Genomic DNA, 14,504 nt, shown 5'->3' with positions numbered 1-14,504 from the left:
TATTATAAAGTAAAAAGGCAGTTGAAAGTTCAATTAAATCGAACTTTCAACTGCCTAATTTAAATATTGGACTTTTTCAGTGACCTCGCTAAATCATAGTGGTCACTTTCTTCCACTAACTACGTCGCAGTTTCCCTATACTGTGCAAATTTTTATTTAGCAAGATATATAAAAACAAACTTCTCATTTCATTCAATCTATCAAACTTAATATTTGTAATTATTATTATAATCTGACATTATGGTATTAAGGCTATTTTTTATTTAAATAGTTTTGAAAGCGCATACGCGAATAGAAGCTTGCATATATATTTGTGGTGTGCAAAAAAATGTTACTTAGGGGAGGAATTACAGAATGGTTTACGCATTTCCGAATACAGAAGGTTCAAAGGTTACATTTAAGGACAAGTATGAAAACTATATTAACGGCGAATGGACACCCCCAGTAAAAGGACAGTATTTTGATAATATTACACCGGTAACAGGACAAGTATTTACCCAAGTTGCACGGTCAACCGCAGAAGATATCGAACTTGCATTAGATGCGGCACATGCAGCAAAAGATGCATGGGGTAAAACTTCTGTTGCTGAAAGGTCAAATATATTAAATAAGATTGCAAATCGTATAGAAGAAAATTTAGAAATGCTAGCAGTTGCAGAAACTTGGGATAACGGGAAAGCAGTACGGGAGACTTTAAACGCAGACTTACCACTTGCTATAGATCATTTCCGTTATTTTGCGGGGGCTATCCGTGCTCAAGAAGGTGGGTTAAGTCAAATTGATAATGATACTGTAGCTTATCATTTCCATGAACCGCTAGGTGTAGTGGGACAAATTATCCCTTGGAATTTCCCGCTTTTAATGGCAGTTTGGAAGTTAGCACCGGCATTGGCAGCAGGTAACTGTGTTGTGTTAAAGCCTGCTGAACAAACTCCTGCTTCTATTTTAGTACTGACGGAGCTAATTGGAGATCTGTTGCCGCCGGGTGTTTTAAATATTGTAAATGGCTTTGGTTTAGAGGCTGGTAAACCACTAGCATCTAGCCCAAGAATTAGTAAAATTGCATTCACTGGTGAAACGACTACTGGTCGATTGATCATGCAATATGCTTCTCAAAACTTAATCCCGGTTACGTTAGAGCTTGGAGGAAAATCACCAAATATTTTCTTCGAAGATATTATGGACGAGGACGATGCATTTTTAGATAAAGCGGTGGAAGGCTTTGTTTTGTTTGCGCTAAACCAAGGAGAGGTATGTACATGTCCTTCTCGTGCACTTATCCAAGAGTCTATCTATGATAAATTCATGGAACGTGTTCTGCAAAGAGTGGAAGCGATTCAAACAGGAAATCCGCTAGACCCTAATGTGATGATGGGTGCTCAAGCTTCCTCAGAACAAATGGAGAAAATCTTATCTTACTTAGATATTGGTAAACAAGAAGGCGCAGAGTGCTTAATCGGCGGAGGACGTAACACACTTGAAGGCGAGCTTGCAGAAGGGTACTATATTAAACCGACTGTATTCAAAGGGAACAACAAAATGCGCATTTTCCAAGAGGAAATTTTCGGACCGGTAGTATCCGTAACAACTTTCAAGACAAAAGAAGAAGCATTAGAAATTGCAAATGACACATTATATGGGTTAGGATCTGGTATTTGGACAAGAGATATGAATACGGCATACCGTTTTGGTCGTGGCATTCAAGCAGGTCGTGTATGGACAAACTGCTACCATCAATATCCTGCGCATGCTGCATTTGGTGGATATAAAATGTCTGGAGTAGGTCGTGAAAACCATTTGATGATGTTAAGTCACTATCAACAAACAAAGAATCTTCTTGTGAGCTATAGTGAAAACAAGCTTGGCTTCTTTTGATGAGAAGGAGGTGCATGTAGATGGTTGAGCGTGTAATTGCTACAGAAGCTGCACTGGAACTTATCGAATTATTGGAAAGTAAGCATGGTTCATTAATGTTTCATCAGTCAGGTGGTTGCTGCGATGGTTCTTCTCCGATGTGCTATCCTGATGGAGACCTTATTATTGGGGATCAGGATGTATTATTAGGCAAAATTGGAGAAGTTCCGTTTTATATGCATAAAAGCCAGTTCGATTACTGGAAGCATACGCAGTTAATCATTGACGTGGTGGAAGGTCGAGGGGGAATGTTTTCTCTTGAAGGAGTAGAGGGGAAGCGTTTCTTAACAAGGTCTCGTGCATTTACAGAGGAAGAATATAGACTGCTATAAGTATAATAATGAGCGAATGGGAAGGCAAAAACTTCTTATTCGCTTTTCTTAATGAAAAGAGGCTAATATATTGTTTAAGAGAGAAAAATATTAGTTCGAATATTGCTATAATTATGTTAAACTACTAATATTGATATTTTTTAATATTGTTTGGATATGTCTAGTTGGAAGGGAAGATTACATAGCAATGATTATTGGTTTAATTATAATACTTTTGTTCGTACTGTTTTTACCTTTTAGTGTAAAATACGTAGAGCATAACTTAGAGGTATTTTTATTCATCATGGGTATCGCAGCGGCTATTGTTAGTGGCGTATTGGACATGTCTCTAATTATAAAAGCATTAGAAGATCCTATTAAAATAACGCTCGCTGTTTTAGTGGCAGGATTATTGTTTAAATGGCTACAAACTCCTTTAGAAAAAGGGATTCTAGGTATAAGTAATGCAATGCCTTTCAGGTTATTTAGTGCACTGATTGTTATTATTCTAGGGCTGATTTCCAGTGTGATAACGGCAATTATTGCTGCTTTAGTATTAGTATTGATCGTAAGTGTGATTAAACTGGACCGTAAATCAGAGGTAAGGCTTGTTGTATTGGCTTGTTTTTCAATCGGTCTTGGAGCAGCTTTAACTCCAATCGGAGAACCACTTTCAACGATTGCTATTAGTAGATTAGATCAAGACTTTTTCTATCTAATCCGTTTAATTGGACCAGAAATTATTTCCGCTGTTATCATTTTCGGGATATTAGCTGCTGTACTCGTAAAGCCAAAACAAAACGAAGATGGCTTATCTAGTAACCAAGAAAGCGAGTCATATAAAGAAATCATTATTCGAACCGTTAAAATTTATTTGTTTGTAATGGGATTAACATTGCTTGGAGCAGGTTTTGAACCATTAATTAATAATTACTTGCTTGATTTACACCCAGCTATTTTGTATTGGATCAATATGATTTCAGCTGTTTTGGATAATGCTACGTTAGCCGCGGCTGAAATTAGTCCAGCTATGAGTGAAGAAACAATTCGAGCGATTCTTCTTGGGCTTATGATTAGTGGAGGAATGCTTATTCCTGGGAATATCCCGAATATTATTTCTGCAGGTAAACTAGGTATTCAAAGTAAAGAATGGGCGAAGTTTGGGTTCCCACTTGGACTAGCAGCAATGGTTGTCTATTTTATTGTGCTATTTGCATTCTAAATTGTTTAGGTATACAGGGTGGATGGAAGTGTCTATGGAAGGCTCTTTTGTCCACTCTTTTCATTTTTTTCGATATACTTAAAGATAACAATTAAAAATGAAAGAGGTTTTGACAAATGGTAGAAAAATTACTCCGTTCCCATGCATCCGTTCGAAAGTATAAAGACTACACACTCACGAAAGAAGAGGTCTTTGCGTTAGTTGAAACTGCACAACATGCAGCGAGTTCTCATTTCGTACAAGCATATAGTGTCATTTGGGTTACAGACGCAGCGAAAAAAGAGGAACTGGGTAGACTTTCACAAAACCCAAAACAATTTGAGACAGCAGGGGCAGCATTATTACTATGCGCCGACTTTCACCGACTTCAAGCAGCGGGGAAACTGCATAATACAGAGATTGTAATTGATACAACCGAAAATGTTTTAGTTGGAGCAGTCGATGTTGCTTTGTTTGCACAAAATTTAGTGATTGCTGCAGAATCGAAAGGATTCGGAATTTGCTTCATAGGTGGTGTGCGCAATGCACCTACAGAAATTAGTCAATTAGTGGACTTGCCGGAAGGTGTTTTCCCGCTATTCGCTATTACTTTAGGTGTGCCAGATCAACAAAATGAAGTAAAGCCTCGTCTTCCAGTTGCTGCGGTATTACACGAAAATAGTTATGATAATGCAAAATATGAATCGCTATTAATGGAATATGATCACACGATGGAGGAATATTACGCAAACCGTGGTTCAAATCAAAAAACAGCAAATTGGACACAACAAATGGCAGAGTTTCTAGAAAGCCCGCGTCGTCCACATATCCGTGAATTTCTAGCGAGTAAAGGATTTCACTTAAAATGAAATGGTCAATTGAACTTGTAAAAAGCTATATGGAGCCTCATCGAAATGAAGAAAATGCAGTTTCCATGGCCGCATATATGAAAAACCATTTTCCTTTTCTAGGCATTAAAACGCCAGAAAGGAGAATGTTGTTTAGAGCACTCGTGAAAGAGAATGAGCTTCCTAGTTTGAACACGGTACAGGAGGAAGTATGGGCACTTTTCCAATTAAAGGAACGAGAATATCATTACGTAGCGATTGAATTACTTGCAAAATACCAAAAGCAGTTAACAATCGAAGATCTACCTTTTTGTTTAAAGCTCATTGAAACAAATTCTTGGTGGGATAGTGTAGATGCTATTGCCCCTAAAATTGTTGGGGATATTGTGAAAGTGGATAGAGTAGAAGGAGAGGCTGTCATGATGGAGTGGGCTAAGTCTGAAAATATGTGGACAAACCGTGCCTCCATTTTGCATCAGTTAAAGTATAAGCAAGAGACGAATGAAGAATTATTGTTTGCGACAATTAATCGACATGCTACCTCGAAAGAGTTTTTTATTCAGAAAGCAATTGGTTGGGTGCTAAGAGAATATGCAAAAACAAGCCCAGAGGTTGTTCGTCAGTTTGTAGAAAATACTAAGCTTGCACCGTTAAGTAAAAGAGAAGCGCTAAAACACATAAAATAACGAAAGGGGCTATCTTAAAAGGATAGCCCCAATTTTTTAGACGCTTTCAGTAGAGTTTATGTCGTCTTGGTTGCTCTTTCTTACTTGGTGAAAAAGTTTTCCGTATAGTAAGGAGTAGCGTCTTTGTTAAAGGCGGTACCTACACCTAGATTTCGATAATCCGCATTTAGTATGTTTTTCCGGTGTCCAATAGAATTCATCAAACCTTCATGGGCAAAAATACTACTAGTTTGTCCATAAGCTAAGTTCTCCCCTGCGTAAGAAAAAGTTAAACCGTCCTCCTCTAGTCGATCAAAAGGAGATTTCCCTTTTAAATTCTCATGACTAAAGTAATTGTGAATGGCCATATCCTCGCTATGCTTACGAGCTGTGTTACTCACAGCTTCATCATACGTCAGAATAGACAAACCTCTAATGACCCGAGCAGAATTTGTTAAGTCAAAAAGCTGAAACTCGAATCCTGTCTTTAGTTCCTCCGAAGGTTCTCCAAAAGTCTTAGATTGATTTTTTTCCACAGATTCTTTCATAATTTGAATGGCGGTAATTGTGTTATTTTCATGTAAGTCGTAAAAGAATGTCACATAATTATGATCGATAAGGTACAAATCATATTCGCCTGCATCAGGTAATATATAGATGATATTTCCCTTTTTTAATTTTTTAATCGGTTCTCCTAACTTAGCAAGAACTTCATCTCTAGTACTATCCATACTTAAACTTAAAAATGAAGAATCGGAAGGTTGATTGGTAAACATGGCATTCACTGTATTTTTGTTATCGTATGAAACCATCATAAAGTTTTGATATTCTTCATGGTAGGTATGCCAAACTAAATTATATTCATTCAAGCTCACTCGTTTTGCATTGCCATGAATTTTCTCAATGTCACTTTTCTTCATTCCGATGGTAATTTGATCTAATTCGATTCCTTCACCGGGTGTTGTTTGCTGATTGGAAGAAATATTTGTGGCTGGTTCCTCTTTTATTTCTTTCCAGTATGCTTTAGCTTCGTTCAAATAGTCCATGACCTCTATTGAATCAATCCATTCATCTACAGGTTCTAAAAAAGTAAGGTCTACATATTTTGCAGCATGCTGTTCCCATAAAGGTCTAGAAAAGAAAATGGCAACAACTAAAAGTAGCAACCAGCCTATTTTTTTCATCCAATTCACCTTCCAACCTATTTCTTAATTTCCCCACAAACTATTCGATCTCCTGAATTACCGGAAGGATCTGTCTTATAATCATCCGCATTTTCATGAATAATAATAGAGCTACCATCCGCGTCTAGTAGAGAGTTACTTTTTCCTGCAGCTAATACAACTGCCGGTGATACTGTTTCTAATTCTACTGTACCATTAGCATCGACTTCGATGTTAGGCAAATCCCCTAAGTGATAGCCTTTTGGATTTTGAAAACCATGCTCTTTATGCGTAGGATTAAAATGAGCTCCCGCAGTTTTAAAATCTGGTTTTTCACATAGCGCAGTTTCATGGAAGTGGATAGCTTTCACTCCTGGTGATAGCCCCTCTGCTTTTATGAAAATATGAACGCCTTTTGCTTGATCTGTGAGAGTGGCCTGACCTACTTCTTTCCCCTCTGTGTTAAGAAGTGAAACTTGTACTTGTTCATTTGAATCTGCTCCTGCTAATGGAAAGCTGCATCCACTTAGTATGGCTATTATTAAAACGTATAAGCTAATATATTGTTTCTTCACCTGAATTCCCTCCTCAATATAAGTCCATTCAAGTCTTGCCAAATAGAGGGATTATATTCATAAATGAACGAATAAAGTGAAACTTCAATCAGTGGGGACTTTTCGGCGCACAGGGCTTGCTAGTGGGGACGTTGTGACATGGACGTCGCGCTTTTAGTCCCCGCCAGCTCCCACTTATCTTTTCGCTTTTCTTAAATCTTGAAGTGGAAGTCTTACTGCCCGTTAATGCGGGATAAATTGGAAAAGAAAAACCGTTTAGCTTTTTACGCTAAACGGTCTTTCTTCTTTTGTATTCCCATAAACAAAATAAGTGCCAAAATAACAAATACGCTAGACAATAAATATAGATTTTGATAGCCAAATTGGGTAGCGATCATTCCGAGAATAAAAGATCCTACTGCTAGTCCCGTATCAAATAATGTGAAGAATGTAGCAGTCGCATATCCGCTTCTGGCGTGCGTTGTAGATTGGATAGCAAGTGTTTGAAAGCTAGGCACGACGGCTCCATAACCAAGTCCGATAAACGCTCCTGATAGTAAAAATAGGAAAGGTGAGTTCATCAAAGCAAGTAAAATTAGTCCGATAACGAAAGAAAGTAAACCAGGAATAATTATATACTTCGGTCCTTTTTCATCAAAAATTCGTCCAGTATACGGTCGAGTTACTAGCATCACAATAGCAAATATTGCAAAAAAACTACTTGTTAAATGCAGCACTCCTTTTTGTTGTGAATAAATCGACAAATAAGATAGAACACTAGCATAAGAAAAACCAACTATACAAGCATTGAGTGCAATAGGCAATGCCTTTTTCTCAAAAAGGTCATTCCAAGTCAAACGAGTTTTTGCAGAAGGAGTAGTAGGTTTCTCATCAGCTGGTATCATTAAAGCTGCTATAGCACCGATAATAAGTAAGGCAGTCAATGTAAGAAACATTGCATCATATGAGAAAGATTGAATGATGGTTAATGTAATGAAAGGCCCTACAACAACAGCTAAGTTTGTAGACATAACAAAATATCCTAGTCCTGCGCCGCGTCTAGAAATGGGAATATTATCTGCCGCCAAGGATCCACTAGCAGTTGTTGCAATACTAAAGAATATCCCTTGTACAAGTCGTAAAACTAATAAAGCCTCAAAGGGTTCGACAAAATAATAGAGTGCCGTACATAGCAGGTAGAGAAAGAAGGTAGTCCAAAGTACTTTACGCTTACCGATTAAGTCCAGTATCTTTCCGGAGAACGGTCGCACTATAATTGCGGAGATTAAAAATATCGTCATTAATAAACCTGCATCTTCATCCGATCGAGACAAAACATCTGTGGCATAGAGGGGAAGGGCGGATACTAAACCATAAAATATAATAAAAATAGAAAAGTTTGTAGCAAACAAACTGATAAATGCTTTTGTCCATATAGGTTCTTTTTTGTTCACATGTATTACTCCTTATTTAATTTTGCGTAATAGCTCGATCAATATAGTCTCTTCTTCCTTTGTAAGACCTTCGACCATTCTATCTTCAAATTCCAAAATAGATTCTTTTATAGCAGAGAAGTCCTGAGAAGCCTTTTCTGATAAACGAACAATTTTTTCACGACGATCTTTTCCAGGACGTATATCAATCCATCCAAGCTCAACTAAACGATAAACAGTGCGAGTAATGGTTGGTGCTTCCACATTTAAATACTTCCAAATTTGTGTCAGTGACATTTCCCCATGTTTTTGAATGGTGTAGAGAACTGTCCATTGGGAAGCATATAAATTGTGTTTTTTTAAAGTAACATTTATTTCATTTGTTAAAAAGCGTGTTTTCTGAAAAAGCTCATGAAAAAGTGGGTTCATCGATTAAAAGGCTCCTTTTTAAATTGTTAAAGAAATATATTTACCTAGCTAAATATATTTTACTACGATTGATGCAATCTGTAAAGAAAGATAAAAAAGAGGATTGCATTGAATGAGGAAGACATGTCCAAACTGATTAGAAAGATGAAAACAAGGAGACAAAATGATATGACAGAATTTCCTATAATACACACGAATATTTGGGACTCTCTTTGGGCGGTGCCAGTTATCGTTGTGTTAACTGAAATATTAAAAAGAATGCTACCTATTCGACCGCAATACATATCGACTATTGCCACGTCTATTGGACTTATCATTTCTATTTTTATAAGCCATCCGCATAATTTATCCGCAGGTATTTTTATGGGTTTTTTCTACAGTGGAGCAGCGATAGGATCCTATTCTTCCATTAAAACTTCCCTTATGGCTTACCGTAACCGTGCATAAAAAACCGAGCATCTCTGCCCGGTTTTACTTTAGAAACATTGAAAAGATGAGATTCTATTTAAATCTGTTCCATAATATGTCCACATACGTCCAGTCCATCTAAAGCCAGCTACCGATCTTCTACCAACAAATGTTGGGAAGAACCAGAAAGAACTTCCGTTTACAAGCCAGATAAATGTATTTCGAAATAAACAGCCTCTTATAGAACCTGCATCCACCGCAAAAGTCCCTATAGATTGTTGCTGACGTTGCGGCGTAAATGACGGCGGTGGGTTAGTCGGTGGATTCCCCTCTGGACTATGCTGTTGCCCTGGTGGAAAACTAGGGGGAAACGATGGTCCTTGCTGACCTGGGAATTGCCCGGGAAATTGTCCAGGGAAACGACCAGGGAACTGATCTATTGGTGGCATCATTGGCATCGTATTACCCGGGAAACGTGTACTGCCTGAAGAAAATGGGTTTTGATCTTGTGGAAATGGAAATTGATTATTCAACGCAAAAATCCTCCTTTTCTTACATTGTCAAATTAGTATATGGGAGGAGGATTTTTATGGAACGGTGATTTGCCTTATTGAATATAAAAAAGTGCTTTTTCTATTAATAGTTCGCTGGATATTATTTTATCTCCTCCTCCTTGTGCCATTTTTTCATTGCCTCCTCCTTTCCCGTTTATGTAGGGAAGAACATTTGCAACTAATTCTTTCATACTTTGTTCTACCAAGTCGCCTTTTGCAGCTACTATTTGTAGTTTGTGTTCATTTTCCGAAACAAGTAAGCAAGTTGTTTCAAGTGAGCTAGTTACTACTGTCCGTGCTAATTTCTGCAATGCTTGAATAGTACGGTTATGAAAAGTGGCTGTAATAATCGAGGCTTCAGCTTTCGATAGTAGTTCTTTTGCTTCGTGATGTATGAGCGTATCTTTTAATTCATTTATTTGTTTTTCAAAAGCTTTTCCGTTGTCTAGCAATGTCTTTGCTGCATCCGGCAGCTTCTCTTCTGGTGCATTTAAGGTGTTTATTAGATTTAGCAAAACCTGTTGTTTGCGATGTAAATGCGTAAGGATCCTTTCTCCGCAAATGAATTCTACTCGGATATGGCTTTTTTGTTTTTCTATTCGTAGTATTTTAACAAGTCTAACTTGTCCTGTTGTGTCAGGATGGGTACCTCCACAAGCGTTGTAATCGAAATCAGGGATGATAACGAGTCGTATATCTTCTGTTAAAGTAGTTGCTTTTCGTAACTTGTACTGCTTAAGCTCTTCTAAAGTAACCCACTTCGTGTCGATTGGTCGATTTTCCATAATGATTTGATTGGCTAGCTTTTCAGCTTCATTTAATTGTTCTTCAGTAACAATAGACGTGTCTAAATCAATTGTTGCGCTTTCTTTTCCTAAGTGAAAACTAATCGTTTGGAATCCAAATAAGCTTTCAAATGCAGCGGATAATATATGCTGTCCTGCATGTTGCTGCATATGATCAAACCGTCTATCCCAGTCGATAAAGCCTTCCACTATTTCTGTATTTACTTGTAATGGTTCCGCCAGAAAATGTCTGATTTCCCCGTCGATTATTTCCACATCCACAACCGGAATTCCATTTAATGTACCTGTATCATGTGGCTGTCCACCACCAGTAGGGTAGAATGCAGTTTCTGAAAGGACGACGTAATCCTGTTCCTGTTTAATGACTAGAGCAGAAAATGTTTGGATATATGGGTTTTCATAATATAACTTTTTAGACATGGGTCATTCACTCCTTCTATCGTTTATATTAAGAGTAATCCTACTATTTGCAATAGTAATTGTACAATTGTTTTAATATACTGATAGTATAAAGAAACAAAGAATTGAGGAATTTATAATGAATGTACAAGCGCAAAATTATTGGACTTCCTTTTGGGAAGGAAAAGAAATGCCTGAATCTGTTAGTGCATGGCAATTCGGAGGAAGTCCAGATGAATTAGTACAACTTGTTGTAGACGGAGTAAAATCAGCAACCTGTTCCGGGCATATATTTTATGAGATAGAAAATGAGGCTCTACCAAAAGTAGATGACTATAGTATTGTATTAAACAGCAAAGATGAACCTATTTGCATCATACGAACTTCCGAAGTAAGCATAATGCCTATGAATGAGGTTTCAGTTGATTTTGCATACGCAGAAGGAGAAGGGGATCGTTCCTACAAGTATTGGCGTGATGTGCATATTGAGTTTTTTACAAAGGAGCTCAAAGAAGTAGGAATAACGTTTTCTGAGGATATGCTTTTAGTTTGTGAGCGTTTTGAATTGATAGACGTCAAATAATGGGGTGAAAAAATGTTTCGAGCAGTTAAGTTATATACTGATAAACTAAAACAACTTAAGGGCTTCTATGGAAATGTATTAGGGCTTACTATTGTTGAATCAGGGGATGAGTTTTTCAAGTTATCTATCGGTGCGTCCACATTAACTTTTCAGCAGTCTTCTAACAATACTGTATACCATTTCGCTATTAATATTCCGGGAAATCAGTTTACCCTTGCAAAGTATTGGGCAAAAGAAAGAGTTACATTAAATAGAGAAGATGCAGTGGATGAAATTTACTATTCTCGTTTTAATGCAGATGCATTTTACTTTGAAGATCCGGCAGGCAATATAATCGAACTAATTGCAAGGCGACATGTAGATAAATGGAGTGATTTCAGTATTGATTCTCTTTTAAACCTAAGTGAGGTCAGTATAACTACTCCTTTTGTCCAGGAGGTAGGGGAGCAATTACAAGCTATTGGTGTACACGTTTCAAGACATGTGGATATCGATCCTAAAGAGCTTAACTTTCTAGGGAGTAAGGATACATTTATTTTATTGGTCCCGCCAAACAGAAGATGGTATTTTTCTAAAAAAATAAGTATCACTTCACCTATTGAAATAGAATTTACAGATGGTCAAACGATAAGTATGTCGGAAGATGGAAAAATAAATATAGTAAAGGAAAACGACTAATACGCTACACTACCCGTATTAGTCGCTTTCTTAGTTGGAATTCTCTTTCAAAGCTTGCATTAAACTTGAATAGGTTTTAATGCTTGTTAAATCGATTTCCAGTGAAAGAATAGATTGTGCTAATTCTGGGCGAATACCTGAATAAATCGCTTCTACACCGATAAGTTTAAGCGCTATTAATAATTGGTATAACTGATTGGCAACCATCGAATCTAATACTGGTACTGCTGAAAAATCAATAAAAATAGTTTTCAGTTTTTTGGATGAGCTTTGGGCTAAAGTAGATTCGAATATTATTTTGGCTCTTTCATCATCAATACTACCAACGAGTGGCAATACACCAATACCTTCTTTAATAGGAATGACAGTGCTGCTAAGTTCTGTGATTAATGCCTGATTAGCAACCAGGATCTTTTGAGAATATTCATGGTGGTGCTTAGCAAAAATCTCCACAATATAATCGATAGCCGAATTCATCAAATCAGACCAAATGGCCACTTCAATACCAGAAACTTTCTCATCGGTCTGTCCAATAAACATTTCTACATAATTCCAGAATATTTTTCTGACCTTGTTGAACCCGTGAACACTTTCATATAAAGGAAAGGATTCTTCTACTCGCATCTCCGCCACCTGGAAAGCACGATTTTCTATATACGCTCGAAAGTCCTTTTTATCTTGGATGTAAACGGAGGAAATTGCCTCAATAAGGGAACCGTTTTCAGTTCTCAGAAATACTTCAGTATCGGTTGTAGCATAAGACGGATTGTCCAAAAGCTTACTTGCTAGCCAATCTTCGGTTATTTTTGATTTGTTTTCAATGATAAAATTATATAACTCCTTGTTTAAGTCACTCATTTTATGCATTCTCCTTCCCCGTTCCTTCTAGTAAGTCTATTGTAGAATACTCCTGACTTATATTCTAGTTAAGACTTTACGAGGACTAAGAATAATAGTGTACAATGGAAGAACCAATAGTTTTTTGAAAATTACAAAGCGGGTGATTTGAATGGGAAATGGTTTAAAGGAACAAATTGAACATACTCAAAAAGAAATAGGTTTTTCAGGATCCATTCTTGTAAAACAAAGAGAACAAGTGCTTGCTAAAAGTAGTTATGGCTATGCCAATCGAGCAGATAAAGTAGATAATGAGATAAGCACACGATTTGGAATAGCATCGGGATGCAAAATATTTACAGCGGTCGCTATTAGCCGACTTGTAGAAGAGGGTAAGCTTTCGTTCGATAGTAAATTAAAGGAATGCCTAGACATCTCCTTTCCAAATTTCAGTGAAAATATTACAATTCATCATCTTCTGACTCATACTTCCGGTATTCCTGACTATTTCGATGAGGAGATAATGGATGACTTTGAGGAACTATGGATAGAAAAGCCAATGTATCACATGAGACGTCTTCAAGATTTTTTACCATTCTTCCAACATGCCCAAATGAAGTTTAGCCCGGGAGAGAAATTTCACTATAATAATGCTGGTTTTATCGTGCTCGGTTTAATCATCGAAAAAGCAAGTGGCCTTGAATTTAAGGATTATGTACAAAAATCCATTTTTGAAAAAGCAGAGATGACGGATTCAGGTTATTTCGCATTAGACTCGCTTCCAGTAAAAACAGCACTCGGATACATAGAGCATGAGGATGGAACTTGGAAAACTAATATGTACTCTATTCCTGTTCAAGGTGGTTCAGATGGGGGAGCCTTTGTAACGGTAGGGGATATGCTGAAGTTTTGGGATGCTCTTGTGAATTATAGATTATTAAGCGAGTCATTGACGAAAACATTGTTGACACCTCATGTACAGGAAGAAGCGGATGATTATTATGGCTATGGGGTATGGATAAAGAAAAAAGAGGATACTATTTTTAAGTATCATTTGATGGGATATGATCCCGGGGTAAGCTTTCATTCATCCTATTATCCAGAAATAGATGTTAGCCTTGCGGTGTGTGCAAATATTTCTAGTGGCGCATATAAGATTATGAGTGAAATAGAGGGCAGATTAAATTGATTTTTTCGTTTCTTACTTTTTTATATGGATAACGGTAAAAAGAATAGAATACAGCGCTTTTCCGAATACTAGTATGTAGGAGACAAGTGGAACTGTGTTTCATGGGTTTTTCCTCTTCTTCTATATATAATCTTTATAGCAATAACATATAAATTGGATTATTTTATTTACAAAACATGATAAACTGTATAAACGGAGGTGGACTTTTTGAAAATAACATCCTATGAGGTTGAAAAAATAAAAGACCCAACAGGCATTATTACGGGTGATCGCTATGAGTTTTTATTGGGGATCGAAGTGCCGGAAGATGACGAGTTATTTGATGAGGACAGCTCATTGGATTTACGAGTAATTTTAGCAGTTGTAGAAACGGAAGAAAGAATCGTACAATACCATTTCTTGAATCGAAGCAATGGCAAAGTGCTAGACTTTGGACTTGAAGAGGAAGAAGAAGTGGAAGTTCTTGCTTTTTGTAAAGAACATTATAACGAAGCAATTTAAAACCGAGAAGGGACGTTCTTCTCGGTTTTCT

Annotated in this window: 17 protein-coding genes; 10 read left to right on the top strand and 7 right to left on the bottom strand. The window is 37.1% G+C overall.

The window, feature by feature from the left end; translation table 11 throughout:
- The first annotated feature begins 354 nt into the window (after positions 1 to 354).
- The 5 genes from adh to ACIP9W_RS17070 all read left to right on the top strand — a co-directional run bounded on the left by adh (position 355) and on the right by ACIP9W_RS17070 (position 4,960).
- Positions 355 to 1,875: an aldehyde dehydrogenase gene (adh, locus tag ACIP9W_RS17090; RefSeq protein ID WP_400791765.1), complete on the top strand. Its 1,521-nt coding sequence runs from the start codon at positions 355 to 357 to the stop codon at positions 1,873 to 1,875.
- Positions 1,876 to 1,895: 20 nt separating this feature from the next.
- Entirely contained in the window at positions 1,896 to 2,246 is a 351-nt protein-coding gene (locus ACIP9W_RS17085) for a DUF779 domain-containing protein (protein ID WP_400791763.1), read from the top strand.
- A 187-nt stretch (positions 2,247 to 2,433) separates the two neighbouring features.
- A complete protein-coding gene (locus ACIP9W_RS17080) occupies positions 2,434 to 3,447 on the top strand; it encodes a DUF1646 family protein (RefSeq protein ID WP_282241601.1) in 1,014 nt (337 codons plus the stop codon).
- A 116-nt stretch (positions 3,448 to 3,563) separates the two neighbouring features.
- Positions 3,564 to 4,295 (top strand): oxygen-insensitive NADPH nitroreductase, encoded by a 732-nt coding sequence (nfsA, locus tag ACIP9W_RS17075; RefSeq protein ID WP_400791759.1) that lies wholly within the window; start codon positions 3,564 to 3,566, stop codon positions 4,293 to 4,295.
- Positions 4,292 to 4,960, top strand: a complete 669-nt coding sequence (locus tag ACIP9W_RS17070) for a DNA alkylation repair protein (RefSeq protein WP_400791757.1) — start codon at positions 4,292 to 4,294, stop codon at positions 4,958 to 4,960. Before nfsA ends, ACIP9W_RS17070 begins: the two co-directional genes overlap by 4 nt.
- Before the next feature lie 80 nt (positions 4,961 to 5,040).
- Here the strand turns inward: ACIP9W_RS17070 and ACIP9W_RS17065 are convergent, their stop codons facing one another.
- The 4 genes from ACIP9W_RS17065 to ACIP9W_RS17050 form a co-directional block, all read right to left on the bottom strand.
- Positions 5,041 to 6,123 carry a CAP domain-containing protein gene (locus ACIP9W_RS17065; RefSeq protein WP_400791755.1) on the bottom strand — a complete coding sequence of 361 codons (1,083 nt, stop codon included), beginning with the start codon at positions 6,121 to 6,123 and terminating at the stop codon, positions 5,041 to 5,043.
- 17 nt (positions 6,124 to 6,140) lie between these two features.
- Complete coding sequence (locus tag ACIP9W_RS17060; protein WP_282241597.1) at positions 6,141 to 6,677, bottom strand: superoxide dismutase family protein; 537 nt, start codon at positions 6,675 to 6,677, stop codon at positions 6,141 to 6,143.
- 263 nt (positions 6,678 to 6,940) lie between these two features.
- Positions 6,941 to 8,110: an MFS transporter gene (locus ACIP9W_RS17055; protein WP_400791752.1), complete on the bottom strand. Its 1,170-nt coding sequence runs from the start codon at positions 8,108 to 8,110 to the stop codon at positions 6,941 to 6,943.
- A gap of 12 nt (positions 8,111 to 8,122) precedes the next feature.
- Complete coding sequence (locus ACIP9W_RS17050; protein WP_142538128.1) at positions 8,123 to 8,518, bottom strand: MarR family winged helix-turn-helix transcriptional regulator; 396 nt, start codon at positions 8,516 to 8,518, stop codon at positions 8,123 to 8,125.
- A 168-nt stretch (positions 8,519 to 8,686) separates the two neighbouring features.
- Here ACIP9W_RS17050 and ACIP9W_RS17045 point away from each other — a divergent pair, with 168 nt between their 5' ends.
- Positions 8,687 to 8,965: a hypothetical protein gene (locus ACIP9W_RS17045; protein ID WP_400791749.1), complete on the top strand. Its 279-nt coding sequence runs from the start codon at positions 8,687 to 8,689 to the stop codon at positions 8,963 to 8,965.
- A 29-nt stretch (positions 8,966 to 8,994) separates the two neighbouring features.
- Here the strand turns inward: ACIP9W_RS17045 and ACIP9W_RS17040 are convergent, their stop codons facing one another.
- Positions 8,995 to 9,459, bottom strand: a complete 465-nt coding sequence (locus ACIP9W_RS17040) for a transporter (RefSeq protein ID WP_400791746.1) — start codon at positions 9,457 to 9,459, stop codon at positions 8,995 to 8,997.
- A gap of 74 nt (positions 9,460 to 9,533) precedes the next feature.
- Positions 9,534 to 10,706, bottom strand: coding sequence for an alanyl-tRNA editing protein (locus ACIP9W_RS17035; RefSeq protein WP_400791744.1), 1,173 nt, complete (start codon positions 10,704 to 10,706; stop codon positions 9,534 to 9,536).
- Between the two features lie 118 nt (positions 10,707 to 10,824).
- Here ACIP9W_RS17035 and ACIP9W_RS17030 point away from each other — a divergent pair, with 118 nt between their 5' ends.
- Positions 10,825 to 11,268, top strand: coding sequence for an ASCH domain-containing protein (locus ACIP9W_RS17030; RefSeq protein ID WP_400791742.1), 444 nt, complete (start codon positions 10,825 to 10,827; stop codon positions 11,266 to 11,268).
- A gap of 12 nt (positions 11,269 to 11,280) precedes the next feature.
- Entirely contained in the window at positions 11,281 to 11,946 is a 666-nt protein-coding gene (locus tag ACIP9W_RS17025) for a hypothetical protein (protein ID WP_400791740.1), read from the top strand.
- Positions 11,947 to 11,976: 30 nt separating this feature from the next.
- Here ACIP9W_RS17025 and ACIP9W_RS17020 read toward each other — a convergent pair whose 3' ends face one another.
- Positions 11,977 to 12,804, bottom strand: a complete 828-nt coding sequence (locus ACIP9W_RS17020) for an STAS domain-containing protein (RefSeq protein WP_400791738.1) — start codon at positions 12,802 to 12,804, stop codon at positions 11,977 to 11,979.
- Between the two features lie 151 nt (positions 12,805 to 12,955).
- Here ACIP9W_RS17020 and ACIP9W_RS17015 point away from each other — a divergent pair, with 151 nt between their 5' ends.
- Positions 12,956 to 13,972 carry a serine hydrolase domain-containing protein gene (locus ACIP9W_RS17015; protein ID WP_400791736.1) on the top strand — a complete coding sequence of 339 codons (1,017 nt, stop codon included), beginning with the start codon at positions 12,956 to 12,958 and terminating at the stop codon, positions 13,970 to 13,972.
- A 198-nt stretch (positions 13,973 to 14,170) separates the two neighbouring features.
- Positions 14,171 to 14,473, top strand: a complete 303-nt coding sequence (locus tag ACIP9W_RS17010) for a DUF6509 family protein (protein WP_400791735.1) — start codon at positions 14,171 to 14,173, stop codon at positions 14,471 to 14,473.
- The last annotated feature ends 31 nt before the right edge of the window (positions 14,474 to 14,504 follow it).

This window comes from Psychrobacillus sp. NPDC093180 (assembly GCF_044754065.1).
In the GTDB taxonomy this organism is placed as follows: Bacteria; Bacillota; Bacilli; order Bacillales_A; family Planococcaceae; genus Psychrobacillus.
This window is presented reverse-complemented; position numbering and strand designations above follow the sequence as displayed.

What these genes read in the sequence shown, in the direction of transcription:
- adh (WP_400791765.1), top strand. Translation starts at nt 355, where the DNA reads ATGGTTTACGCATTTCCGAATACAGAAGGTTCAAAGGTTACATTTAAG.
- ACIP9W_RS17085 (WP_400791763.1), top strand. Translation starts at nt 1,896, where the DNA reads ATGGTTGAGCGTGTAATTGCTACAGAAGCTGCACTGGAACTTATCGAA.
- ACIP9W_RS17080 (WP_282241601.1), top strand. Translation starts at nt 2,434, where the DNA reads ATGATTATTGGTTTAATTATAATACTTTTGTTCGTACTGTTTTTACCT.
- nfsA (WP_400791759.1), top strand. Translation starts at nt 3,564, where the DNA reads ATGGTAGAAAAATTACTCCGTTCCCATGCATCCGTTCGAAAGTATAAA.
- ACIP9W_RS17070 (WP_400791757.1), top strand. Translation starts at nt 4,292, where the DNA reads ATGAAATGGTCAATTGAACTTGTAAAAAGCTATATGGAGCCTCATCGA.
- ACIP9W_RS17065 (WP_400791755.1), bottom strand. Translation starts at nt 6,123, where the DNA reads ATGAAAAAAATAGGCTGGTTGCTACTTTTAGTTGTTGCCATTTTCTTT.
- ACIP9W_RS17050 (WP_142538128.1), bottom strand. Translation starts at nt 8,518, where the DNA reads ATGAACCCACTTTTTCATGAGCTTTTTCAGAAAACACGCTTTTTAACA.
- ACIP9W_RS17045 (WP_400791749.1), top strand. Translation starts at nt 8,687, where the DNA reads ATGACAGAATTTCCTATAATACACACGAATATTTGGGACTCTCTTTGG.
- ACIP9W_RS17035 (WP_400791744.1), bottom strand. Translation starts at nt 10,706, where the DNA reads ATGTCTAAAAAGTTATATTATGAAAACCCATATATCCAAACATTTTCT.
- ACIP9W_RS17030 (WP_400791742.1), top strand. Translation starts at nt 10,825, where the DNA reads ATGAATGTACAAGCGCAAAATTATTGGACTTCCTTTTGGGAAGGAAAA.
- ACIP9W_RS17025 (WP_400791740.1), top strand. Translation starts at nt 11,281, where the DNA reads ATGTTTCGAGCAGTTAAGTTATATACTGATAAACTAAAACAACTTAAG.
- ACIP9W_RS17020 (WP_400791738.1), bottom strand. Translation starts at nt 12,804, where the DNA reads ATGAGTGACTTAAACAAGGAGTTATATAATTTTATCATTGAAAACAAA.
- ACIP9W_RS17015 (WP_400791736.1), top strand. Translation starts at nt 12,956, where the DNA reads ATGGGAAATGGTTTAAAGGAACAAATTGAACATACTCAAAAAGAAATA.